Origin of the sequence: Sulfitobacter sp. 1A15106 (genome assembly GCF_043556995.1) — a bacterium.
GTDB classification, from domain to species: Bacteria; Pseudomonadota; Alphaproteobacteria; order Rhodobacterales; family Rhodobacteraceae; genus Sulfitobacter; species Sulfitobacter faviae.
On sequence record NZ_JBIFFM010000002.1, the window covers coordinates 211,813 to 227,860 of the forward strand.

The following is a 16,048-nucleotide window of genomic DNA, read 5'->3' on the forward strand; positions in this document are numbered from 1 at the left end:
TTATGCCTCCGCCTTGGTGTTGTCTTCGCGCGATGGGTCGATGTCCATCGGGTGATCGGCCTCGGGCACATGCGCCCGGCGGGCCAGCCGCGAGAAGCTTTCGAGCGACAGCATCACCGCCCCCACCACGGCAAGGAACACGCCCAGATCGAACAGCGCCGCCGTCGCCAGTTCGAACTTGTCGAAAGGCGGGATGCGCACATAGGTGAAATCCGACGTGAGGAAGGGTTTGGCAAAGAGCCACGAGCCGATCCCCGTCAGCCCCGCGATCAAGACGCCGGTGCCGATGATCCCATGATAAGGATAGCGCAGCCGCGCCGAGGCCCAGGCAAAGCCACTGGCCATATATTGCATCACCACGGCGATAGAGACGATCAAACCGGCGATGAAACCGCCGCCCGGCTCGTTATGACCACGTAGGAAGATGTAGAAACCCACCATCAGCACCACCGGCATGATCACGCGTGTCATCACCACCATCATCATCGGGTGCCGGTCCCCCGCGCGCGGCTGGTCGGGCTTGCGGTTCAACAGACGCGCCCGCACCGGGCCCGAGAGCAGCGTCTCGGTCAGCGCGTAGATCAGCAGGGCGGCAATGCCCAACACGATGATCTCACCATAGGTGTCGAAACCCCGGAAATCGACGAGGATCACGTTCACCACATTGGTGCCACCGCCACCCTTGTAGGAGTTGGCGAGGTGGAATTCGGAAATGCTCGGCGCCACGGTGTCGCGCAGCAGGTAGTGGTAGGACAGCGCCATGGTCGCCGCCCCCGCCGCGAGGGAGACGACAACGTCCCGCGTCCGGCGCAGCACGCTGCTTTCGATCGGTGTGCGGTTGGGCAGGAAGTTCAGCGCCAAAAGCAGCAGGATGATCGTCACCACCTCGACCGTCAGCTGGGTCATCGCCAAGTCAGGCGCGCTGAAGAAGACGAAACCGGCCGAGACGATCAGCCCGACGATGCCGATCAGGATCAGCGACAACAGGCGGTTGCGGTGCAGGAAGACAAGGCCGCAGGCCGCCGCGACCAGCATCAGCCAGCCCGCGATCTGCACGGCGTTGGTCGGTTGCAGCGCGCGGCTCGCCGCGCCCACCGTGCCGGTGGCCCAGGCGTAATAGCCCACGCCCACAACGGTCACCGCCATCACGGCGGCATAGCGCGAGAAAGCCCCATTGTGCAGCCGCAGCGATACCGCCTGCGACAGGCCGACAGAGGCCGCGATGATCCGGTCAAAGATGCGCTTGGCCTCGGGCCGGGGTGCGGCATCCCAGACGCGCAGCAAGGGGGTGAAGAGCGCCAGCAGGATCAGCCCGCCCACGACCGCGATGATCGACATATAAAGCGCCGGCCTCAGCCCGTGCCAGATCTTGAAATGCGCAGAAGACATCTCGGCCGCGTCGCCGAGGACAGAGGCGGTCACCAGCTTGACGAAAGGCTCGGCGAGGAAAGGCGCGAGGCCGATCACCACCACGGGGATAATCAAGAGCGCTGGCGGCAGCCAGAGGCCGGGCTTGGGGTCATGCGGATGGTCGGGATAGTCGTCACGTTCCTTGCCAAGGAAGGTATGGCCGATCAGCCGGAAACTATAGGCCGCCGAGAAGAGCGCGCCAAAGGTCGCCAGCGCAGGCACCAACCACGGCAGATCAAAGAGCGTGGTGTGCAGCGTCTCTTCCAGCATCATCTCTTTCGACAGGAAGCCATTGAACAGCGGGATCCCCGCCATCGAAAGCGACGCCAGTGTGGCGATCACAAAGGTCACCGGCATCAGATGCCGCAGCCCGCCCAAACGCCGGATATCGCGCGTATGCACCGCGTGATCCACGATCCCCGCCGACATGAAGAGCGCGGCCTTGAAGGTCGCGTGGTTCAGGATATGAAACACCGCCGCCATCGCGCCAAAGGCCGTGCCGGTGCCCAAAAGCATAGTGATCAGACCAAGGTGGCTGACGGTCGAAAAGGCCAGCAGCGCCTTCAGGTCATGCTTGAACAGCGCAATCACCGCGCCCAGCACCATGGTGATCAGCCCCGCCGTGGTGACGATGACGAACCACTCCGGCGTGCCCGAAAGCACCGGCCACATCCGCGCCATCAAGAAGATCCCCGCCTTCACCATCGTGGCGGAGTGCAGATAGGCCGAGACCGGCGTGGGCGCGGCCATGGCGTGGGGCAGCCAGAAGTGGAAGGGGAACTGCGCCGATTTGGTGAAACAGCCCAGCAGGATCAGGATCAGCGCAGGCAGATAGAGTGGCGAGGCTTGGATCGCCTCGCGGTTTTCCAAGATCACGCTCAGGTCATAGCTGCCGACGATCTGCCCCAGCAGCAACATGCCACCGATCATCGCAAGCCCGCCCATGCCCGTCACGGTCAGCGCCATCCGCGCCCCTTGGCGGCCTTCGGGGAGATGCTTCCAATAGCCGATCAACAGGAAGGACGACAGCGAAGTCAGCTCCCAGAAGATTAGCAAGATCAATACGTTATCGCTGAGAACGATGCCGACCATCGCACCTTGGAAGAGCAAGAGATAGGTGAAAAACTCACCCATATGATCGTCGCGCGACAGATAAGAACGCGCATAGGCGATGATGAGCAGGCCGATGCCAAGGATCAGGCAGGCAAAGAAAAAGCCAAGACTGTCGAGCATCAAGGTCAGGTTCAGACCAAGCTGCGGGATCCAATCAACCCGCGCGGTCAGCACCTCTCCGGCCAGCACGGCGGGCAAATGGGTGAGCAGGCCCACAAAGGCCACGAGGGTAACCATGAAGGTGACCCCGGCGCAGGCTTGGCGCCCTGCGGAATTCATCAGTCCGGGTAACAAAGCACCAAGGAAAGGCAAGGCAACGATAAGGAAGAGGGACACGCGAACTCCTGATCTAGCGGACTGAAAGGTCACCACGTTCTGTAGAAATTTTCCCGGCACCTCAAGCGAAACCGGGCATTAAACGCCAGATTGTCGCAGGTTACGCCCCCCCGCCCTGCCCCGTGGGAGGGGGATGCCCGTGCCTTTGCCCGTCCGACAGTCCCCCTCGGGCCGTGTCACTCCGGTTGGAAGAGGTCTCGGTAGTTTTCGCGCAGCACGTTCTTCTGCACCTTACCCATCGTGTTGCGCGGCAGTTCCGGCAGCACGATCAACTTCTGGGGCTGTTTGAACTTGGCCAGCGATCCGGCCACGCCCTCAGCGATCTGCTCCAGATCCAGTTCCACACCCCGGCGTGCCACCAGCACCGCCACGACGCTTTCGCCGAAATCGGGGTGCGGCACGCCGATCACCGCGCTTTCCAAGACGCCCGGTTGGTCGTCGAGCAGCAGTTCGACCTCTTTGGGGTAGATGTTATAGCCGCCCGAGATGATCAGATCCTTGTCGCGGCCCACGATGGTGACATAGCCATCCGCATCGCGTCGCCCCAAATCGCCCGTGATGAAAAACCCATCTTCGCGCAATTCGGCGGCAGTCTTCTCGGGCATTTGCCAATAGCCCTTGAAGACGTTGGGCCCCCGCACTTCGATGCTGCCGATCTCGCCATCCGGCAGGGTCGCGCCGGTTTCGGGGTCGGTGATCTTCAACTCCACATCCGGCAGCGGCAGGCCCACAGTGCCCGCGCGGCGCTCGCCCTCATAGGGGTTACTGGTGTTCATATTGGTCTCGGTCATGCCGTAACGCTCAAGGATACGGTGGCCAGTCCGGGTCTCGAAATCCACATGGGTTTCCGCCAGCAGCGGGGCGGAGCCCGAGATGAACAGCCGCATATTCGCCGCCGTCTCGCTGGTAAAACGCGCGTCGTCCAACAGCCGGGTGTAGAAGGTGGGCACCCCCATCATCGCGGTGGCATGGGGCATCCGGTCGATTAATCGGTCGATGTCGAGCTTGGGCATGAAGATCATCGCGCCCCCCGCTACCAGCGTCACATTCGTCGCCACGAAAAGCCCGTGGGTATGGAAGATCGGCAGCGCATGGAGCAGCACGTCTGCATTGGTAAAACGCCACAGATCGGCCAGCGTCTGCGCGTTGGACAAAAGGTTCGCCTGCGTCAGCATCGCCCCCTTTGAGCGCCCCGTCGTGCCGGAGGTATAGAGGAAGGCCGCCAGATCATCGCCCCCACGCGCGACGGTCTCGAACTGATCGGGGGCCGAGGCCGCACGATCCGCAAAGCTGCCATCGTTTTCGGTGCCGAGCGTCTCAAGCTGGCAGCCCGTATCCTTGGCCAGCGGCGCCATCTCATTGCGCCGCGCAGGCTGGCAGACGAAAGCCGCCGCCCCGCTGTCGGTCACGAAATAGCGCACCTCATCCGCCGTATAGGCCGGGTTCAGCGGCAGAAAGATCACCCCCGCCTGCACGCAAGCGGCATAGAGCGCCAGCGCATCGGCGGATTTGTCGATCTGCACCGCCAGCCGGTCGCCCGGCTGCACCCCCAGCCCGCTCAGCACATTGGCAAAGCGGCCCGCCCGGCTCAGAAAGCCCGCATGGGTCAGCGTCACCCCGCCCTCAAGGTGCAGAAAGGCGGTCGTCTTGCCAGCGTGACGGCCAAACAGAGTGTCATAAAGGGGGTTCGCCATCACGGTGCTCCTCACGTGTTGTTCTTGGGAAAGCCGATTGCCTCCTCGCGGAATTACAATCGTATTACGCAGGGTAATGCAAGCGCGCGCAGGGCTGCGTGCGGCTGCAGTGAGGGGAAATGTTGAACCGAGGCAATAGCTTGTAGTGCGACGCTCAAATGCGTCGCCCTGCGGATTAGCGGCCCGTAGCCAGACGCGCAGCAACCCCGACCGCGCGAAATCTTCCCACCCCCTCAGCAGCCCCCCGCGCAAATTGTCGCGGCATTAAGATAGATTAATGACGCCGCCCCGTTGAGAACATATATAGAACGCATGACCAAACAGACCCTCGATCAGAAACTGGCGATTCTCAGCGACGCGGCGAAATACGACGCCTCCTGCGCCTCCTCGGGCTCCACCAAGCGCGACTCGCGCGATGGCAAGGGGCTGGGCTCCAATGAAGGCAGCGGCATCTGCCACGCCTATGCCCCGGACGGGCGGTGCATCAGCCTGCTCAAGATCCTGATGACGAATTTCTGCATCTACGATTGCAGCTATTGCATCAACCGCGTCTCCTCGAACGTGGAGCGCGCGCGCTTCAGCGTGGACGAGGTGGTGAAACTCACCATCGAGTTCTACCGCCGCAATTATATCGAGGGGCTGTTCCTGTCCTCGGGTGTGATCCGCTCACCCGATGCCACGATGTCCGACATGGTGCAGATCGCCCGCAAGCTGCGCCACGAGGAGAATTTTCGCGGCTATATCCACCTCAAGACGATCCCCGACGCCTCGCCCGAATTGATCGAGGAAGCGGGCCGACTGGCGGACCGCCTGTCGATCAACGTGGAACTGCCCACCGACACGGCGGTGCAACAATATGCGCCCGAGAAAAAGCCTGAGCAGATCCGCCGCGCCATGGCCAACGTGCGGATGACCAAGGAGGCGAGCAAGGAGAAGTCCTTCTCCGGCAAGCGCCCGCCGCGGTTCGCCCCTGCGGGCCAATCGACGCAGATGATCATCGGCGCGGATGGGTCGAACGATGCCACCGTGTTGGGCCAATCAACGCGGCTTTACTCCAGCTACAAGCTGAAACGCGTCTATTACTCCGCCTTCTCGCCCATCCCCGACAGTTCCGCGAAACTGCCGCTGATCCGCCCGCCCCTGCAACGCGAGCACCGGCTTTATCAGGCCGACTGGCTGCTGCGGTTTTACGACTTTCAGTTGGATGAGATCACCTCCGTCACCCGCGACGGCAACCTTGATCTGGAGGTCGATCCGAAACTCGCCTGGGCACTGGTGCACCGCGAGCATTTCCCGCTCGACGTCAACCGCGCCAGCCGGGAGATGCTGCTGCGGGTACCGGGGTTCGGGGTGAAGACCGTCAACCGCATCCTCGCCGCGCGTCGCCATCGCGCCCTGCGCTACGAAGACCTCACCCGCATGGGCGCCTCGATGAAAAAGGCCCGCGCCTTTGTCACCGCGGGCGGTTGGACGCCCGGGGGCCTCACCGACAGCGCTAATCTGCGCGCGCGCTTCGCACCGCCGCCCGAGCAATTGACCCTGTTCTGATGCACCGCGTCTCCCTGCCCCCCATCGGCACCGCCAAGGCATGGCGCGAGGCGGCGCGCGGCTTTCTCGCCGCGGGCGTGCCGCCCGAGCAGATCCTCTGGGGTGACCATGCCGCCGCCCCCGACCTTTTCGGTGGCGCGGCCGCCCCGGCGGCCAAGGGCCGCGTCGCGGTGCCGCGCAGTTTCGTCTCGATGGCCGAGACCGCCGTCTGGCATAGCGATCCCGAGCGTTTTGCCCGGCTCTATGCCTTTCTCTGGCGGGTGAAGGACGCGCCGCATCTGATGTCCGACCGGGGCGATGCCGACCTCGCTGTCTTGCGCGGGATGGAGAAGAACGTCCGCCGCTGCCAGCACAAGATGAAGGCCTTCGTCCGTTTCCGCGAGATCGGTGATCCAAACGCCCCGCGCCGCAGCTTCGCCGCGTGGTTCGAGCCCACGCATCATACGGTGGAGCCGACGGCGGATTTCTTCGTGCGGCGGTTTTCCGACATGGATTGGCGCATCCTCACGCCCGATGTCTCTGCGATCTTCGAGAACGGCAAGCTCAGCTTTCAGGAAGGCCACGAAAAACCCGACCTGCCCGAAGACTCGGGCGAGCAGCTTTGGATCACTTACTTCCAGAACATCTTCAACCCCGCCCGCCTGATGGTGAAGGCGATGCAATCCGAGATGCCCAAGAAATACTGGAAGAACATGCCCGAGGCCGCCTTCATCCCGCAGATGATCGCCGAGGCCCCGGCCCGCGCCCGCGCCATGGCCGAGGCGGCGCCGACCCTGCCGCCCGTCCGCATGGACCGCGTGCAGGCGCAGCTCTCAGCGTTCAATTCCGCTTGGGATGGCCCGGCCGAAGAACTACCGGCTGCGATCCGCGCCTGCACCCGCTGCCCGCTGCATTGCCACGCCACACAGGCCGTGCCGGGCGAAGGGCCACGAGATGCCGATCTCATGGTCGTGGGCGAACAGCCCGGCGATCAAGAAGACCTCGCGGGCCGCCCCTTCGTCGGGCCGGCGGGGCAGATGTTCGACCGCATCGCCGGCGAAGCGGGGCTGGACCGAGACGCCGCCTTCGTCACCAATGCGGTCAAACACTTCAAGTTCACCGCCCGCGGCAAACGCCGCATCCACCAGCGCCCCGAGATGCCGGAGATCGACCAGTGCCGCTGGTGGATGAACGCCGAGGTGGCGCAGGTGCAGCCCAAGCTCATCCTCGCCATGGGTGCCACTGCGGCGCAGAGCCTCACGGGCAAGGGCGCGGGCATCCTCAAACGCCGCGGCACGATCGAGGCGGGGCCGGAAGGCATCCCGGTGCTGATCACCCTGCACCCGTCCTACCTGCTGCGCGTGCCCGACCCCGCCGCGCGCGAGGAGGCCGAGGCGCAGTTCCGCTCCGATCTGGCGATGGCGGCGCGGATGATGGCCGAGGCGGCTTAATCCTCGGGCTCGATGACCTGCAGGGCACCATCCGGCAGGGGGCGTTGCAACGCGGGCAGATCGGCAGTCTCGGCGCTCAGCCACGTATGCACTTCGTCGGGCGTGGTCAGGATCACTGGCATGGCCTTGGGGTGGACGGCCCCGACCTCGGCGTTGGGTTCGGTGGTGAGAAAGCCATAGAGGTTATCGGTGGTCTCGCCGTCCTTGAGTTTTCGCACGCTCGTCCATTGCGTCCAGACCCCGGCGAAGAAGGCCAGCGGGCGGTCTTCGCCAAGCGCGAACCAGATCGGGCGCGAACGCTCTCCGGGGCGGTTCAGCGGCTCGGAAAAGGCGGTGAAGGGCACCACGCAGCGATGCGCAGGCCCCAACCATCGCCGCCAATGTGGTGAGGCAATGTTGCGGATGTTCGTGACGCCGCGGTCGGTCTTCTTGCCCTTGAGCGCAAAGGCCGGGGACGGCATCCCCCACCGCATCATCTGCAAGATCGGGCCGCCGTCGCTACTGCGCACCACCGGGGCCGGGTAGTCGGGGTAAATGCCGGGCATCGGCGGCAGATTGCCCGCCTGGTCGTCGATCCCGTCGAACCAGCCGCGGATCGCGTCTTGCCCCTTGGTGAGGGAGTAAAGATTGCACATCGGTCGCCTCCTGTCGCGCCCTGCGTCCAGTAGATGCGGTTTTTCCGCGCCCGGCAAGGGCTTCGCGGGGGCGGTTCAAATTTTTGACAGGGCCGCAGTTCATCGTTTATGAATAGAACAAAATGTGAACATATGGAGTCGTGCATGACAACCGATTCTACATATGGGCAGGTCCTTACCCTGCCGCGGCGACGGCCGTCGACACCGCCCGAACCGGGGGTTCTGGCCACGCATGCGCCGCTGACGGATGTCTTTCCGCAGGCCTTCGCCAGTGCTTCGGCCAGTGGCTTCGTCCTGTCGCTCTTGCCGCGTGGCAAGGGGCCGGTGCTTTGGGTTCAGGACTTCCTGTCGCGGCGCGAGAACGGCGCGCCCTATACCCCGAGCCTTGCGGCCTTCGGGCTGGAGCAGCCGGTGCTTCTGGTCAGTGCCAGCCATCCGCGCGACGTGCTTTGGACGATGGAGGAAGGCGCCGCCTGCGCCGGTCTTTCCGCCGTGGTGGGCGAGGTGCATGGCGGGCCGGAGGTGCTGGATTTCACCTCCACCAAACGGCTGTCGCTCCGGGCCGAGGCTTCGGGCGTGCCGCTCTACCTCATCCGCAGCGGCGACCCCGGGGGCCTGAGCGCGGCGCGGATGCGTTGGCGCATTGCCTCCCTGCCCGCGCAGGCGCATCCCGACGATCCGCAGGCCCCGGGCGCGGCCCGCTGGGATCTGGAGCTGTTTCGCGCGCGCGGCCATGCGCCTGGCCGCTGGGTGGCCGTCCATGAGCCCGACAAACGCCACAGCCCCCGCGCCGCGGATCGTCTCCGTCTGGTTCCCCGATCTGACGATGGAGCGCTGGCGCCGGGTGATCTCTCAGTACCGCAGCGTTCCCGGCGATGAGGTGCCGGTGGTCCTGTCGCGTGACGGGACGCACGGGCCGGTGGTCCATGGGCTGAGCGCCGCCGCCCGCGCCCGGGGTATCGAGACAGGCGCGCGGGTGGTCGACGTGCAGGCGATCCACCCCGATCTGCATGTCGAGCCTGCCGATCTGGACGGCGATATCGCCCTGATCAAACGGCTGGTGCATTGGGCGCGGCGCTGGTGCCCCTGGACCGCGCGGGACGTCGATCAAGGGCTGCTGCTCGATGTGACCGGCTGCACGCATCTTTTCGGCGGCGAGGCGGCGATGCTGCGCGATATCCGCAGCCGCTTTGCCCTGCAGGGGCTGACCGCGCGCTGCGCCATGGCCCCCACCCCCGGTGCCGCGCAGGCGCTGGCGCGTTTCGGCTCCGGCGCGCATATCTGCACCGCCGAGGACCTGGCCGCCGCCCTCGCCCCCCTGCCCGTCGCCGCCCTGCGGCTCGACGCCCAGACCACGCGGCTCTTGGACCGGCTCGGCCTCAAGACCATCGGCGCGCTGAGCGATCTGCCCCGCGCCGCGCTCATGCGCCGCTTCGCCAGCCTGAAGCCCGAGCGCAACCCGCTGATCCTGCTCGACAAAGCTTTGGGCAAGGCCGCCGATCCGCTGAACGCCCCACCTGACCATCGCCATTTCATGGCCCGCAGCCGCCTGCCCGAACCGGTGCTCGACCCCGCCCCGCATCTGCCCGCGCTGGTCGAAGACCTCTGCGCGCAACTGGCCCGGGCGGAACTGGGCGCGCGGCGGCTGCGGCTGACCGTCTACCGCATCGACGGCGATTGGCGCGGCCTCGACACCGCCACCGCCCGCGCCAGCCGGGACGCCGCCCATCTGCGTCGGCTCTTCGATGGCAAGCTTGAGAACATCGACAGCGGCTTTGGCTTTGACCTCATGACGCTGGAGGCGCTGGCGAGCGAGCCGCTGCCGCTGATGCAGGACCACCTCGACGGCAAGCGCGATCCTTCGGCGGATGTGGCCGGGCTCTTGGACCGTCTGGTCGCCAAGCTCGGCCCCGAAAAGGTGAGTTGGCCGCAGTGGCGCGAGACCCACAAGCCCGAGGCGGTGGAAGAACGCGCCCCGGCGTTGCAGGCCAGCCCCGCCGCCGCGCCGGTGCTGCTGCGCGAGCGCCCGCTGCGCCTGCTGACCCCGCCCGAGGAGGTGCGCGTGATCTACGCCGTGCCCGAAGGCCCGCCCTCGCAGTTCAACTGGCGCCGCGTCACCTACAAGACCACCCGCCACGCGGGGCCTGAGCGGATCGCCCCCGAATGGTGGCGCGACCGCCCCGGCACCCGTCTGCGCGATTATTACAAGGTGGAGGTCGCGGGCGGCCAGCGCTTCTGGCTCTACCGCGAGGGCGTGATCCACGACGGTCGCGGGGCCGAGCCGCGCTGGTTCCTGCACGGGATGTTCGCCTGATGCCGCAGCAGGAGGGACATAAACGCCGCACCTTGGGCGAGGACGGGCTCAGCGCCCCACCGCGAGCGGACTACGTCGAGTTCGGGCTGGCCAGTTGTTTTTCCTTCCTGCGCGCCGCCTCGGACGCCGTCGATCTGGTCGAGACGGCGCATCACCACGGCTACGACAGCCTCGGCATCGCGGATCACAACACGCTGGCGGGCGTGGTGCGCCTGCATGTAGAGGCGGAAAAGGCCCATATCCGCCCCCTGATCGGCGCCCGTCTGGTGCTGCTCTGCGGGACCGAGATCCTCGCCTATCCGCAGGACCGCGCCGCCTATGCGCGGCTCTCGACACTGCTCTCGGCGGGCAAAATGCAATCGGTCGACGGCGAATGGCAGCAAAAGGGCGAGACCCATCTGACGCTGGAGATGCTGGAAGGCCACGCCGAAGGGCTGCACCTCATCGTCATGCCGCCCGAAAACCTCGACCTCTTCGCCGCGGGCCTGCCGCGGCTGCTGAAAGCGCTGCCGGGGATGCGCCATATCGGGGCGAGCTTCCTCTACCGCGGCGATGATCGCGCGCGGATCAACCGGCTGGATGCGCTGGCCCGCGCCCATGGGTTGAGGCTCCTTGCCACCAACGACGTGCTCTACCACGCCCGCCACCGCCGCCCGCTGCAAGACGTGATGGTGGCGATCCGCGAGGGCGTGATCGTGCCGAAAGCGGGCTACCTGCTGGCCGCCAATGCCGAGCGGCACCTGAAATCGCCTGAGGCGATGCTGCGGCTTTTTGCCGACTGGCCCCATGCCATCGCCGAGACCCGCAGGCTGGCGGATAAGATCACCTTCCGCCTCACCGATCTGGCCTATGAATACCCCCATGAGATCGTCCCCGAAGGCCGCACCCCGATGGAGGAACTGGCCCGCCTGACATGGGAAGGCGCGGCCCGGCGCTACCCCGAGGGCGTGCCCGAGACGGTGAAAAAGACCATCGAGAAGGAATTCGCCCTGATCGAAACCAAGGAAATTGCCCGCTATTTTTTGACCATCTACGACATCGTCCGCTTCGCCCGCGAGGAGGCCGAGCCGCCGATCCTCTGCCAGGGGCGTGGCTCGGCGGCCAATTCCGCGGTCTGTTTCTGCCTCGGCATCACCTCCGTCGATCCGGCGGTGCATGACCTGCTGTTCGAGCGGTTCCTCAGCGAGGAACGCGACGAGCCGCCCGATATCGACGTGGATTTCGAGCATGAGCGGCGCGAGGAAGTCATCCAGTACATGTACGGCAAATATGGCCGCCACCGCGCCGGGCTCTGCGCCACGGTGATCCACTACCGCCCGCGCTCGGCCATTCGCGAGGTCGGCAAGGCGATGGGGCTTTCCGAAGACGTGACCTCGAAACTCGCGGGCACCGTCTGGGGCAGTTTCGAGGGGGAGATGGACGACGCCCGCGCCCGCGAGGCCGGGCTGGACCTGTCGGACCCCTACCTGCGCATGGTGCTGAAACTGGCCAGCCAGATGATCGGCATGCCGCGGCACCTGAGCCAGCACGTCGGCGGCTTCATTCTGACCGAACGCCCCCTGACCGAGATCGTGCCCATCGGCAACGGCGCCATGCCCGAGCGCAGCTTCATCGAATGGGACAAGGACGACATCGACGCGCTGCAGATCTTCAAGGTCGATATCCTCGCCCTCGGCATGCTCACCTGTATCGCCAAATGTTTTGATCTGATCGAGGCGCATTACGACCGCCCGCTGGAACTGGCCACGGTGCCGGTAGAGGATCACGAGGACGACGCCACGGGGCGACCGACCTACGACATGCTCTGCCGCGGCGACAGCCTTGGTGTCTTTCAGGTGGAAAGCCGCGCGCAGATGGCCATGCTGCCAAAACTGCGCCCCCGCGTCTTCTATGATCTGGTGATCGAGGTCGCCATCGTCCGCCCCGGCCCCATTCAGGGCGACATGGTCCACCCCTATCTGCGCCGCCGTCAGGGGTTGGAGAGCGTCGTCTACCCCGCCCCCGGCCCAGCCTATCCGCAGGACGAGCTTTTCAGCATCCTCAGCCGGACGCTGGGCGTGCCGATCTTTCAGGAACAGGCGATGAAAATCTCCATCGACGCGGCACAGTTTTCCCCGACCGAGGCGAACGAGCTGCGCAAGGCCATGGCCACCTTCCGCTCGCGCGGGACGATCGAGAAGCTGCAGGACAAGATGGTGGGCCGCATGACCAAGCGCGGCTACGATCCGGTTTTCGCGCAGCGCTGTTTCGACCAGATCAAGGGCTTTGGCGAATACGGTTTCCCCGAAAGCCATGCGGCGAGTTTCGCCAAGCTGGTCTATGTCTCGTCATGGATGAAATGCCACTACCCGGCGGCCTTTGCCTGCGCGCTCTTGAACTCCCAGCCGATGGGGTTTTACGCGCCGGCGCAGATCGTGCGCGATGCGCGTGAACATCAGGTCGAGGTGCGGCCCGTGGACGTGAACCTCTCGGACTGGAACTGCACGCTGGAGCCCTGCGGCGACGGTTTCGCCCTGCGGCTGGGGCTGCGCATGGTGGACGGGTTGCAGGAAAAGGCCGGCGCGCGGATCATGGACCGGCGCGACGCGCCTTACGCGGATGTCGAAGACCTCAAGACCCGCGCGGGCCTCGATGCCAAGGCGATCCGCCAGCTTGCCGCCGCCGACACGATGCGCAGCATGGGGATCGACCGGCGCCAAGCGCTCTGGCAGGCGCAGGGGCTGCGCGACGCGCCCGCCTTGCCGATCTTCGACCATGCCGAGGCTTCGGCCCGCGGCCCGGAGCCGGAGGTGCATCTGCCGGTGATGCCGAAGGCGGAACAGGTCGTGGCCGACTACCAGACGCTGCGCCTGTCGCTGAAGGCGCATCCGATGTCCTTCTACCGCGGGAGCCTCGCGGCGCAGGGGTTCGCCTCGGCGCGGGACCTTTCGCGCATGGGCCACGGGCGGCGGGTGAAGCTTGCTGGTCTGGTGCTGGTGCGCCAGAAACCCGGCAGCGCCAAGGGGGTCTGTTTCATCACGCTGGAGGATGAGTTTGGCGTCGCCAACCTCGTGATCTGGCCCAATATCTTCAAGCTTTACCGCCCCACGATCATGTCGGCGCGGCTTCTGGTCGTGGAGGGGCGCGTGCAGACCGACGGGCGGGTGATCCATGTGGTGGCCGAGCGGCTCGAGAACCGCTCCGACCGGCTGGCAGCGCTGTCCGAGGCACCGATGCCCGGCATCACGACGCGCGGCGATCACCCAACCCATCCGCTGCCCGGTCAGGTGGCCATGCACGGCCACCCGCGCGATGCCAAAGTGATCCCCAGATCGCGAGATTTTCATTAACGAATCCTCATGCAATGCATGAGGTACACGCCGCAACTACATGATATAAAAAGCAAACCAATAAATAACCGATCCCCTGTTGACCCTCTGAACGCCCCTCGCTAGCCTGCCGGAAATCCGTTGGGGTGCCGCAGGGCTGAGAGGTGAAAACCGACCCATCGAACCTGATCCGGGTCGTACCGGCGTAGGGAACGGAAGCAAGCATCAGCCCCATCCGGGCGGTCGTTTACCCCGTATCTCCATGCCCTCGGCCCATCTAACGAATGGGGGGCCGAATGGCGTTTCAAGCACTAACGATTGCGGGGTCCGACAGCGGCGGCGGGGCGGGGATTCAGGCCGATCTCAAGACCTTTAGCGCGCTTGGCGTCTATGGGGCCAGCGTGCTCACCGCCGTGACCGCCCAGAACACCCGCGCCGTCACCGCGGTCGCCATGATCGCGCCTGCGATGATCCGCGCGCAGATGGCGGCGGTCTTTGACGATCTGGCCATCGGCGCGGTCAAGATTGGCATGTTGGGCGACCCAGCCACGATCTCCGCCGTGGCCGAGGGGCTGGCAGACTGCCCCGCGCCCGTTGTGCTCGACCCGGTGATGGTGGCGAAATCCGGCGACGCGCTCCTCTCTGCCGAAGCGGTCAAAACCCTGCGCGACCGGATGCTGCCCCGCGCCCATGTGCTGACGCCGAACCTGCCCGAGGCCGCACGGCTGCTGGACACAGAAGAAGCCACCGACGAGGCCACGATGCTGGCGCAGGGCCGCGCGCTCCTGTCGCTCGGCCCCCGCGCGGTGCTGATGAAGGGCGGCCATGGCAAGGGCGAAACCTGCGTCGATCTGCTGATTTCCGAGGCCGACACCCTGCGCCTTTCCGCGCCCCGCCAGCAGACGGCGAACACCCATGGCACCGGCTGCACGCTCTCTGCCGCCATTGCCGCCGGTCTGGCGCGGGGCCTGCCTCTGCCGGAGGCGGTGGAGGCTGCCCATAGCTATCTGCAACGCGCCATTGCCGCGGCGGACGCCCTCAACATCGGCCATGGCCACGGGCCGGTGCATCATTTCCACGGCGTTTGGCCCCATGAGTGATGTCACCATCATCGGCGCGGGCGTGGCAGGGCTTTGGGCCGCGCGGGCCTGTCTGGCGCAGGGGCTGCGGCCCCGGCTCGTTGACCGCAAAGGCCCGCCCGGGCCGCACGGCTGTTCGTGGTGGGCGGGCGGCATGCTCGCCCCCTTTTGCGAAGGCGCGCTGAGCGAGCCTGCGGTGGTGACCCACGGGCGGCGTGCTGCGGCGCTATGGGGGGAGGTCACGGAGGTCACCCATAGGGGCACGCTGGTCCTCGCCCCCGAGCGGGACCGCGCGGAATTGCAGCGTTTCGCCGCCCGCACCGAAGGCCACAGCGACTGCGACGCCGAAGCCATCGCAGCCTGTGAGCCGGACCTCGCCGGGCGCCATCGCCGCGGGTTGTTCTTTGCCGAGGAAGCGCATCTGAACCCGCGCCAAGCGCTGTATGATCTATCCCAAACCCTTATCGCCCAAGGGGTAAAGGTCGAGACCACGGCCCTCGCCCCGACGCAGATCGCAGGCCCGGTGATCGACTGCCGCGGCATGGTGGCCCGCGACGCTCTGCCCGGTCTGCGTGCCGTGCGCGGCGAGATGATCCTGCTGCGCGCGCCCGAGATCACCCTCACCCGCCCGATCCGCCTGCTACACCCGCGCCACCCGCTCTACGTCGTACCGCGCGGGCAAGGCATCTACATGCTGGGCGCGACTCAGATCGAAAGCGCCAGCCGCAGCGGCATGACCGCCCGCTCGGCGCTGGAACTGCTCTCAGCCGCCTATGCGCTCGACTCGCGCTTTGCCGAGGGCGAGATCATCGAGATGGGCGCCGACCTGCGCCCGGCCTTCGCCGACAACCTGCCCGGCATCGTGCAGCGCGGGGCGGTGCTGCAACTGAACGGATTGTTCCGGCACGGTTTTCTCATGGCGCCCGCCTTGGCCGAACAGGCTGCGGGCTTTCTGGCAACAGCGACAACGGGGGATTTATTCCGTGAAGATTGAAGTGAACGGCGAGACGCGTGAGGTCACCGCCACGCAGCTTGACGCGGCATTGGCGGAGCTTGGTTGGGGCGAAGCGAAAGTCGCCACCGCCCTCAACGGCAGTTTCGTCCCCGCAGGCGCGCGGGGCGAGACCATGCTGAGCGACGGCGACCGGCTCGAAGTGCTCAGCGCCATGCAGGGGGGCTGA

At 65.9% G+C, this 16,048-nt stretch carries 11 protein-coding genes and 1 riboswitch; of the genes, 8 read left to right on the forward strand and 3 right to left on the reverse strand.

Features of this window, described 5'->3' with window-relative positions; all coding sequences use genetic code 11:
- Complete coding sequence (locus tag ACGYKA_RS03645; protein ID WP_394412765.1) at nt 1-2,859, reverse strand: monovalent cation/H+ antiporter subunit A; 2,859 nt, start codon at nt 2,857-2,859, stop codon at nt 1-3.
- Between the two features lie 176 nt (nt 2,860-3,035).
- Entirely contained in the window at nt 3,036-4,553 is a 1,518-nt protein-coding gene (locus tag ACGYKA_RS03650; RefSeq protein WP_394412768.1) for a malonyl-CoA synthase, read from the reverse strand.
- Nucleotides 4,554-4,865: 312 nt separating this feature from the next.
- Here ACGYKA_RS03650 and ACGYKA_RS03655 point away from each other — a divergent pair, with 312 nt between their 5' ends.
- Nucleotides 4,866-6,101, forward strand: a complete 1,236-nt coding sequence (locus ACGYKA_RS03655) for a putative DNA modification/repair radical SAM protein (RefSeq protein WP_394412771.1) — start codon at nt 4,866-4,868, stop codon at nt 6,099-6,101.
- On the forward strand, nt 6,101-7,531 hold the full coding sequence (locus tag ACGYKA_RS03660; protein ID WP_394412774.1) for a UdgX family uracil-DNA binding protein: 1,431 nt from the start codon (nt 6,101-6,103) through the stop codon (nt 7,529-7,531). The genes ACGYKA_RS03655 and ACGYKA_RS03660 overlap by 1 nt, the downstream gene beginning before the upstream one ends.
- Here ACGYKA_RS03660 and ACGYKA_RS03665 read toward each other — a convergent pair.
- Nucleotides 7,528-8,166 (reverse strand): SOS response-associated peptidase, encoded by a 639-nt coding sequence (locus tag ACGYKA_RS03665; RefSeq protein WP_394412777.1) that lies wholly within the window; start codon nt 8,164-8,166, stop codon nt 7,528-7,530. The two genes, ACGYKA_RS03660 and ACGYKA_RS03665, sit on opposite strands and share 4 nt — an antisense overlap.
- A gap of 144 nt (nt 8,167-8,310) precedes the next feature.
- Here ACGYKA_RS03665 and ACGYKA_RS03670 point away from each other — a divergent pair, with 144 nt between their 5' ends.
- From ACGYKA_RS03670 to thiS, 6 genes are all read left to right on the forward strand, one after another.
- Nucleotides 8,311-9,045, forward strand: a complete 735-nt coding sequence (locus ACGYKA_RS03670; protein ID WP_394412779.1) for an ImuA family protein — start codon at nt 8,311-8,313, stop codon at nt 9,043-9,045.
- Nucleotides 8,993-10,480 (forward strand): Y-family DNA polymerase, encoded by a 1,488-nt coding sequence (locus ACGYKA_RS03675; protein WP_394412829.1) that lies wholly within the window; start codon nt 8,993-8,995, stop codon nt 10,478-10,480. The genes ACGYKA_RS03670 and ACGYKA_RS03675 overlap by 53 nt, the downstream gene beginning before the upstream one ends.
- Complete coding sequence (locus tag ACGYKA_RS03680; RefSeq protein ID WP_394412782.1) at nt 10,480-13,809, forward strand: error-prone DNA polymerase; 3,330 nt, start codon at nt 10,480-10,482, stop codon at nt 13,807-13,809. The genes ACGYKA_RS03675 and ACGYKA_RS03680 overlap by 1 nt, the downstream gene beginning before the upstream one ends.
- Before the next feature lie 111 nt (nt 13,810-13,920).
- A riboswitch (TPP riboswitch) is annotated at nt 13,921-14,017 on the forward strand.
- Between the two features lie 67 nt (nt 14,018-14,084).
- Nucleotides 14,085-14,888 carry a bifunctional hydroxymethylpyrimidine kinase/phosphomethylpyrimidine kinase gene (gene thiD, locus ACGYKA_RS03685; protein WP_394412785.1) on the forward strand — a complete coding sequence of 268 codons (804 nt, stop codon included), beginning with the start codon at nt 14,085-14,087 and terminating at the stop codon, nt 14,886-14,888.
- Nucleotides 14,881-15,861, forward strand: a complete 981-nt coding sequence (locus ACGYKA_RS03690; RefSeq protein WP_394412788.1) for an FAD-dependent oxidoreductase — start codon at nt 14,881-14,883, stop codon at nt 15,859-15,861. Before thiD ends, ACGYKA_RS03690 begins: the two co-directional genes overlap by 8 nt.
- Nucleotides 15,851-16,048, forward strand: a complete 198-nt coding sequence (gene thiS / locus ACGYKA_RS03695) for a sulfur carrier protein ThiS (RefSeq protein ID WP_394412790.1) — start codon at nt 15,851-15,853, stop codon at nt 16,046-16,048. Before ACGYKA_RS03690 ends, thiS begins: the two co-directional genes overlap by 11 nt.

Bases quoted from the DNA above. Each gene is read 5' to 3' on its own strand.
- ACGYKA_RS03690 (WP_394412788.1), top strand. From the start codon at position 14,881: ATGAGTGATGTCACCATCATCGGCGCGGGCGTGGCAGGGCTTTGGGCC.
- ACGYKA_RS03670 (WP_394412779.1), top strand. From the start codon at position 8,311: ATGACAACCGATTCTACATATGGGCAGGTCCTTACCCTGCCGCGGCGA.
- ACGYKA_RS03665 (WP_394412777.1), bottom strand. From the start codon at position 8,166: ATGTGCAATCTTTACTCCCTCACCAAGGGGCAAGACGCGATCCGCGGC.
- thiD (WP_394412785.1), top strand. From the start codon at position 14,085: ATGGCGTTTCAAGCACTAACGATTGCGGGGTCCGACAGCGGCGGCGGG.
- ACGYKA_RS03660 (WP_394412774.1), top strand. From the start codon at position 6,101: ATGCACCGCGTCTCCCTGCCCCCCATCGGCACCGCCAAGGCATGGCGC.
- ACGYKA_RS03675 (WP_394412829.1), top strand. From the start codon at position 8,993: ATGGAGCGCTGGCGCCGGGTGATCTCTCAGTACCGCAGCGTTCCCGGC.
- ACGYKA_RS03680 (WP_394412782.1), top strand. From the start codon at position 10,480: ATGCCGCAGCAGGAGGGACATAAACGCCGCACCTTGGGCGAGGACGGG.
- ACGYKA_RS03655 (WP_394412771.1), top strand. From the start codon at position 4,866: ATGACCAAACAGACCCTCGATCAGAAACTGGCGATTCTCAGCGACGCG.
- ACGYKA_RS03650 (WP_394412768.1), bottom strand. From the start codon at position 4,553: ATGGCGAACCCCCTTTATGACACTCTGTTTGGCCGTCACGCTGGCAAG.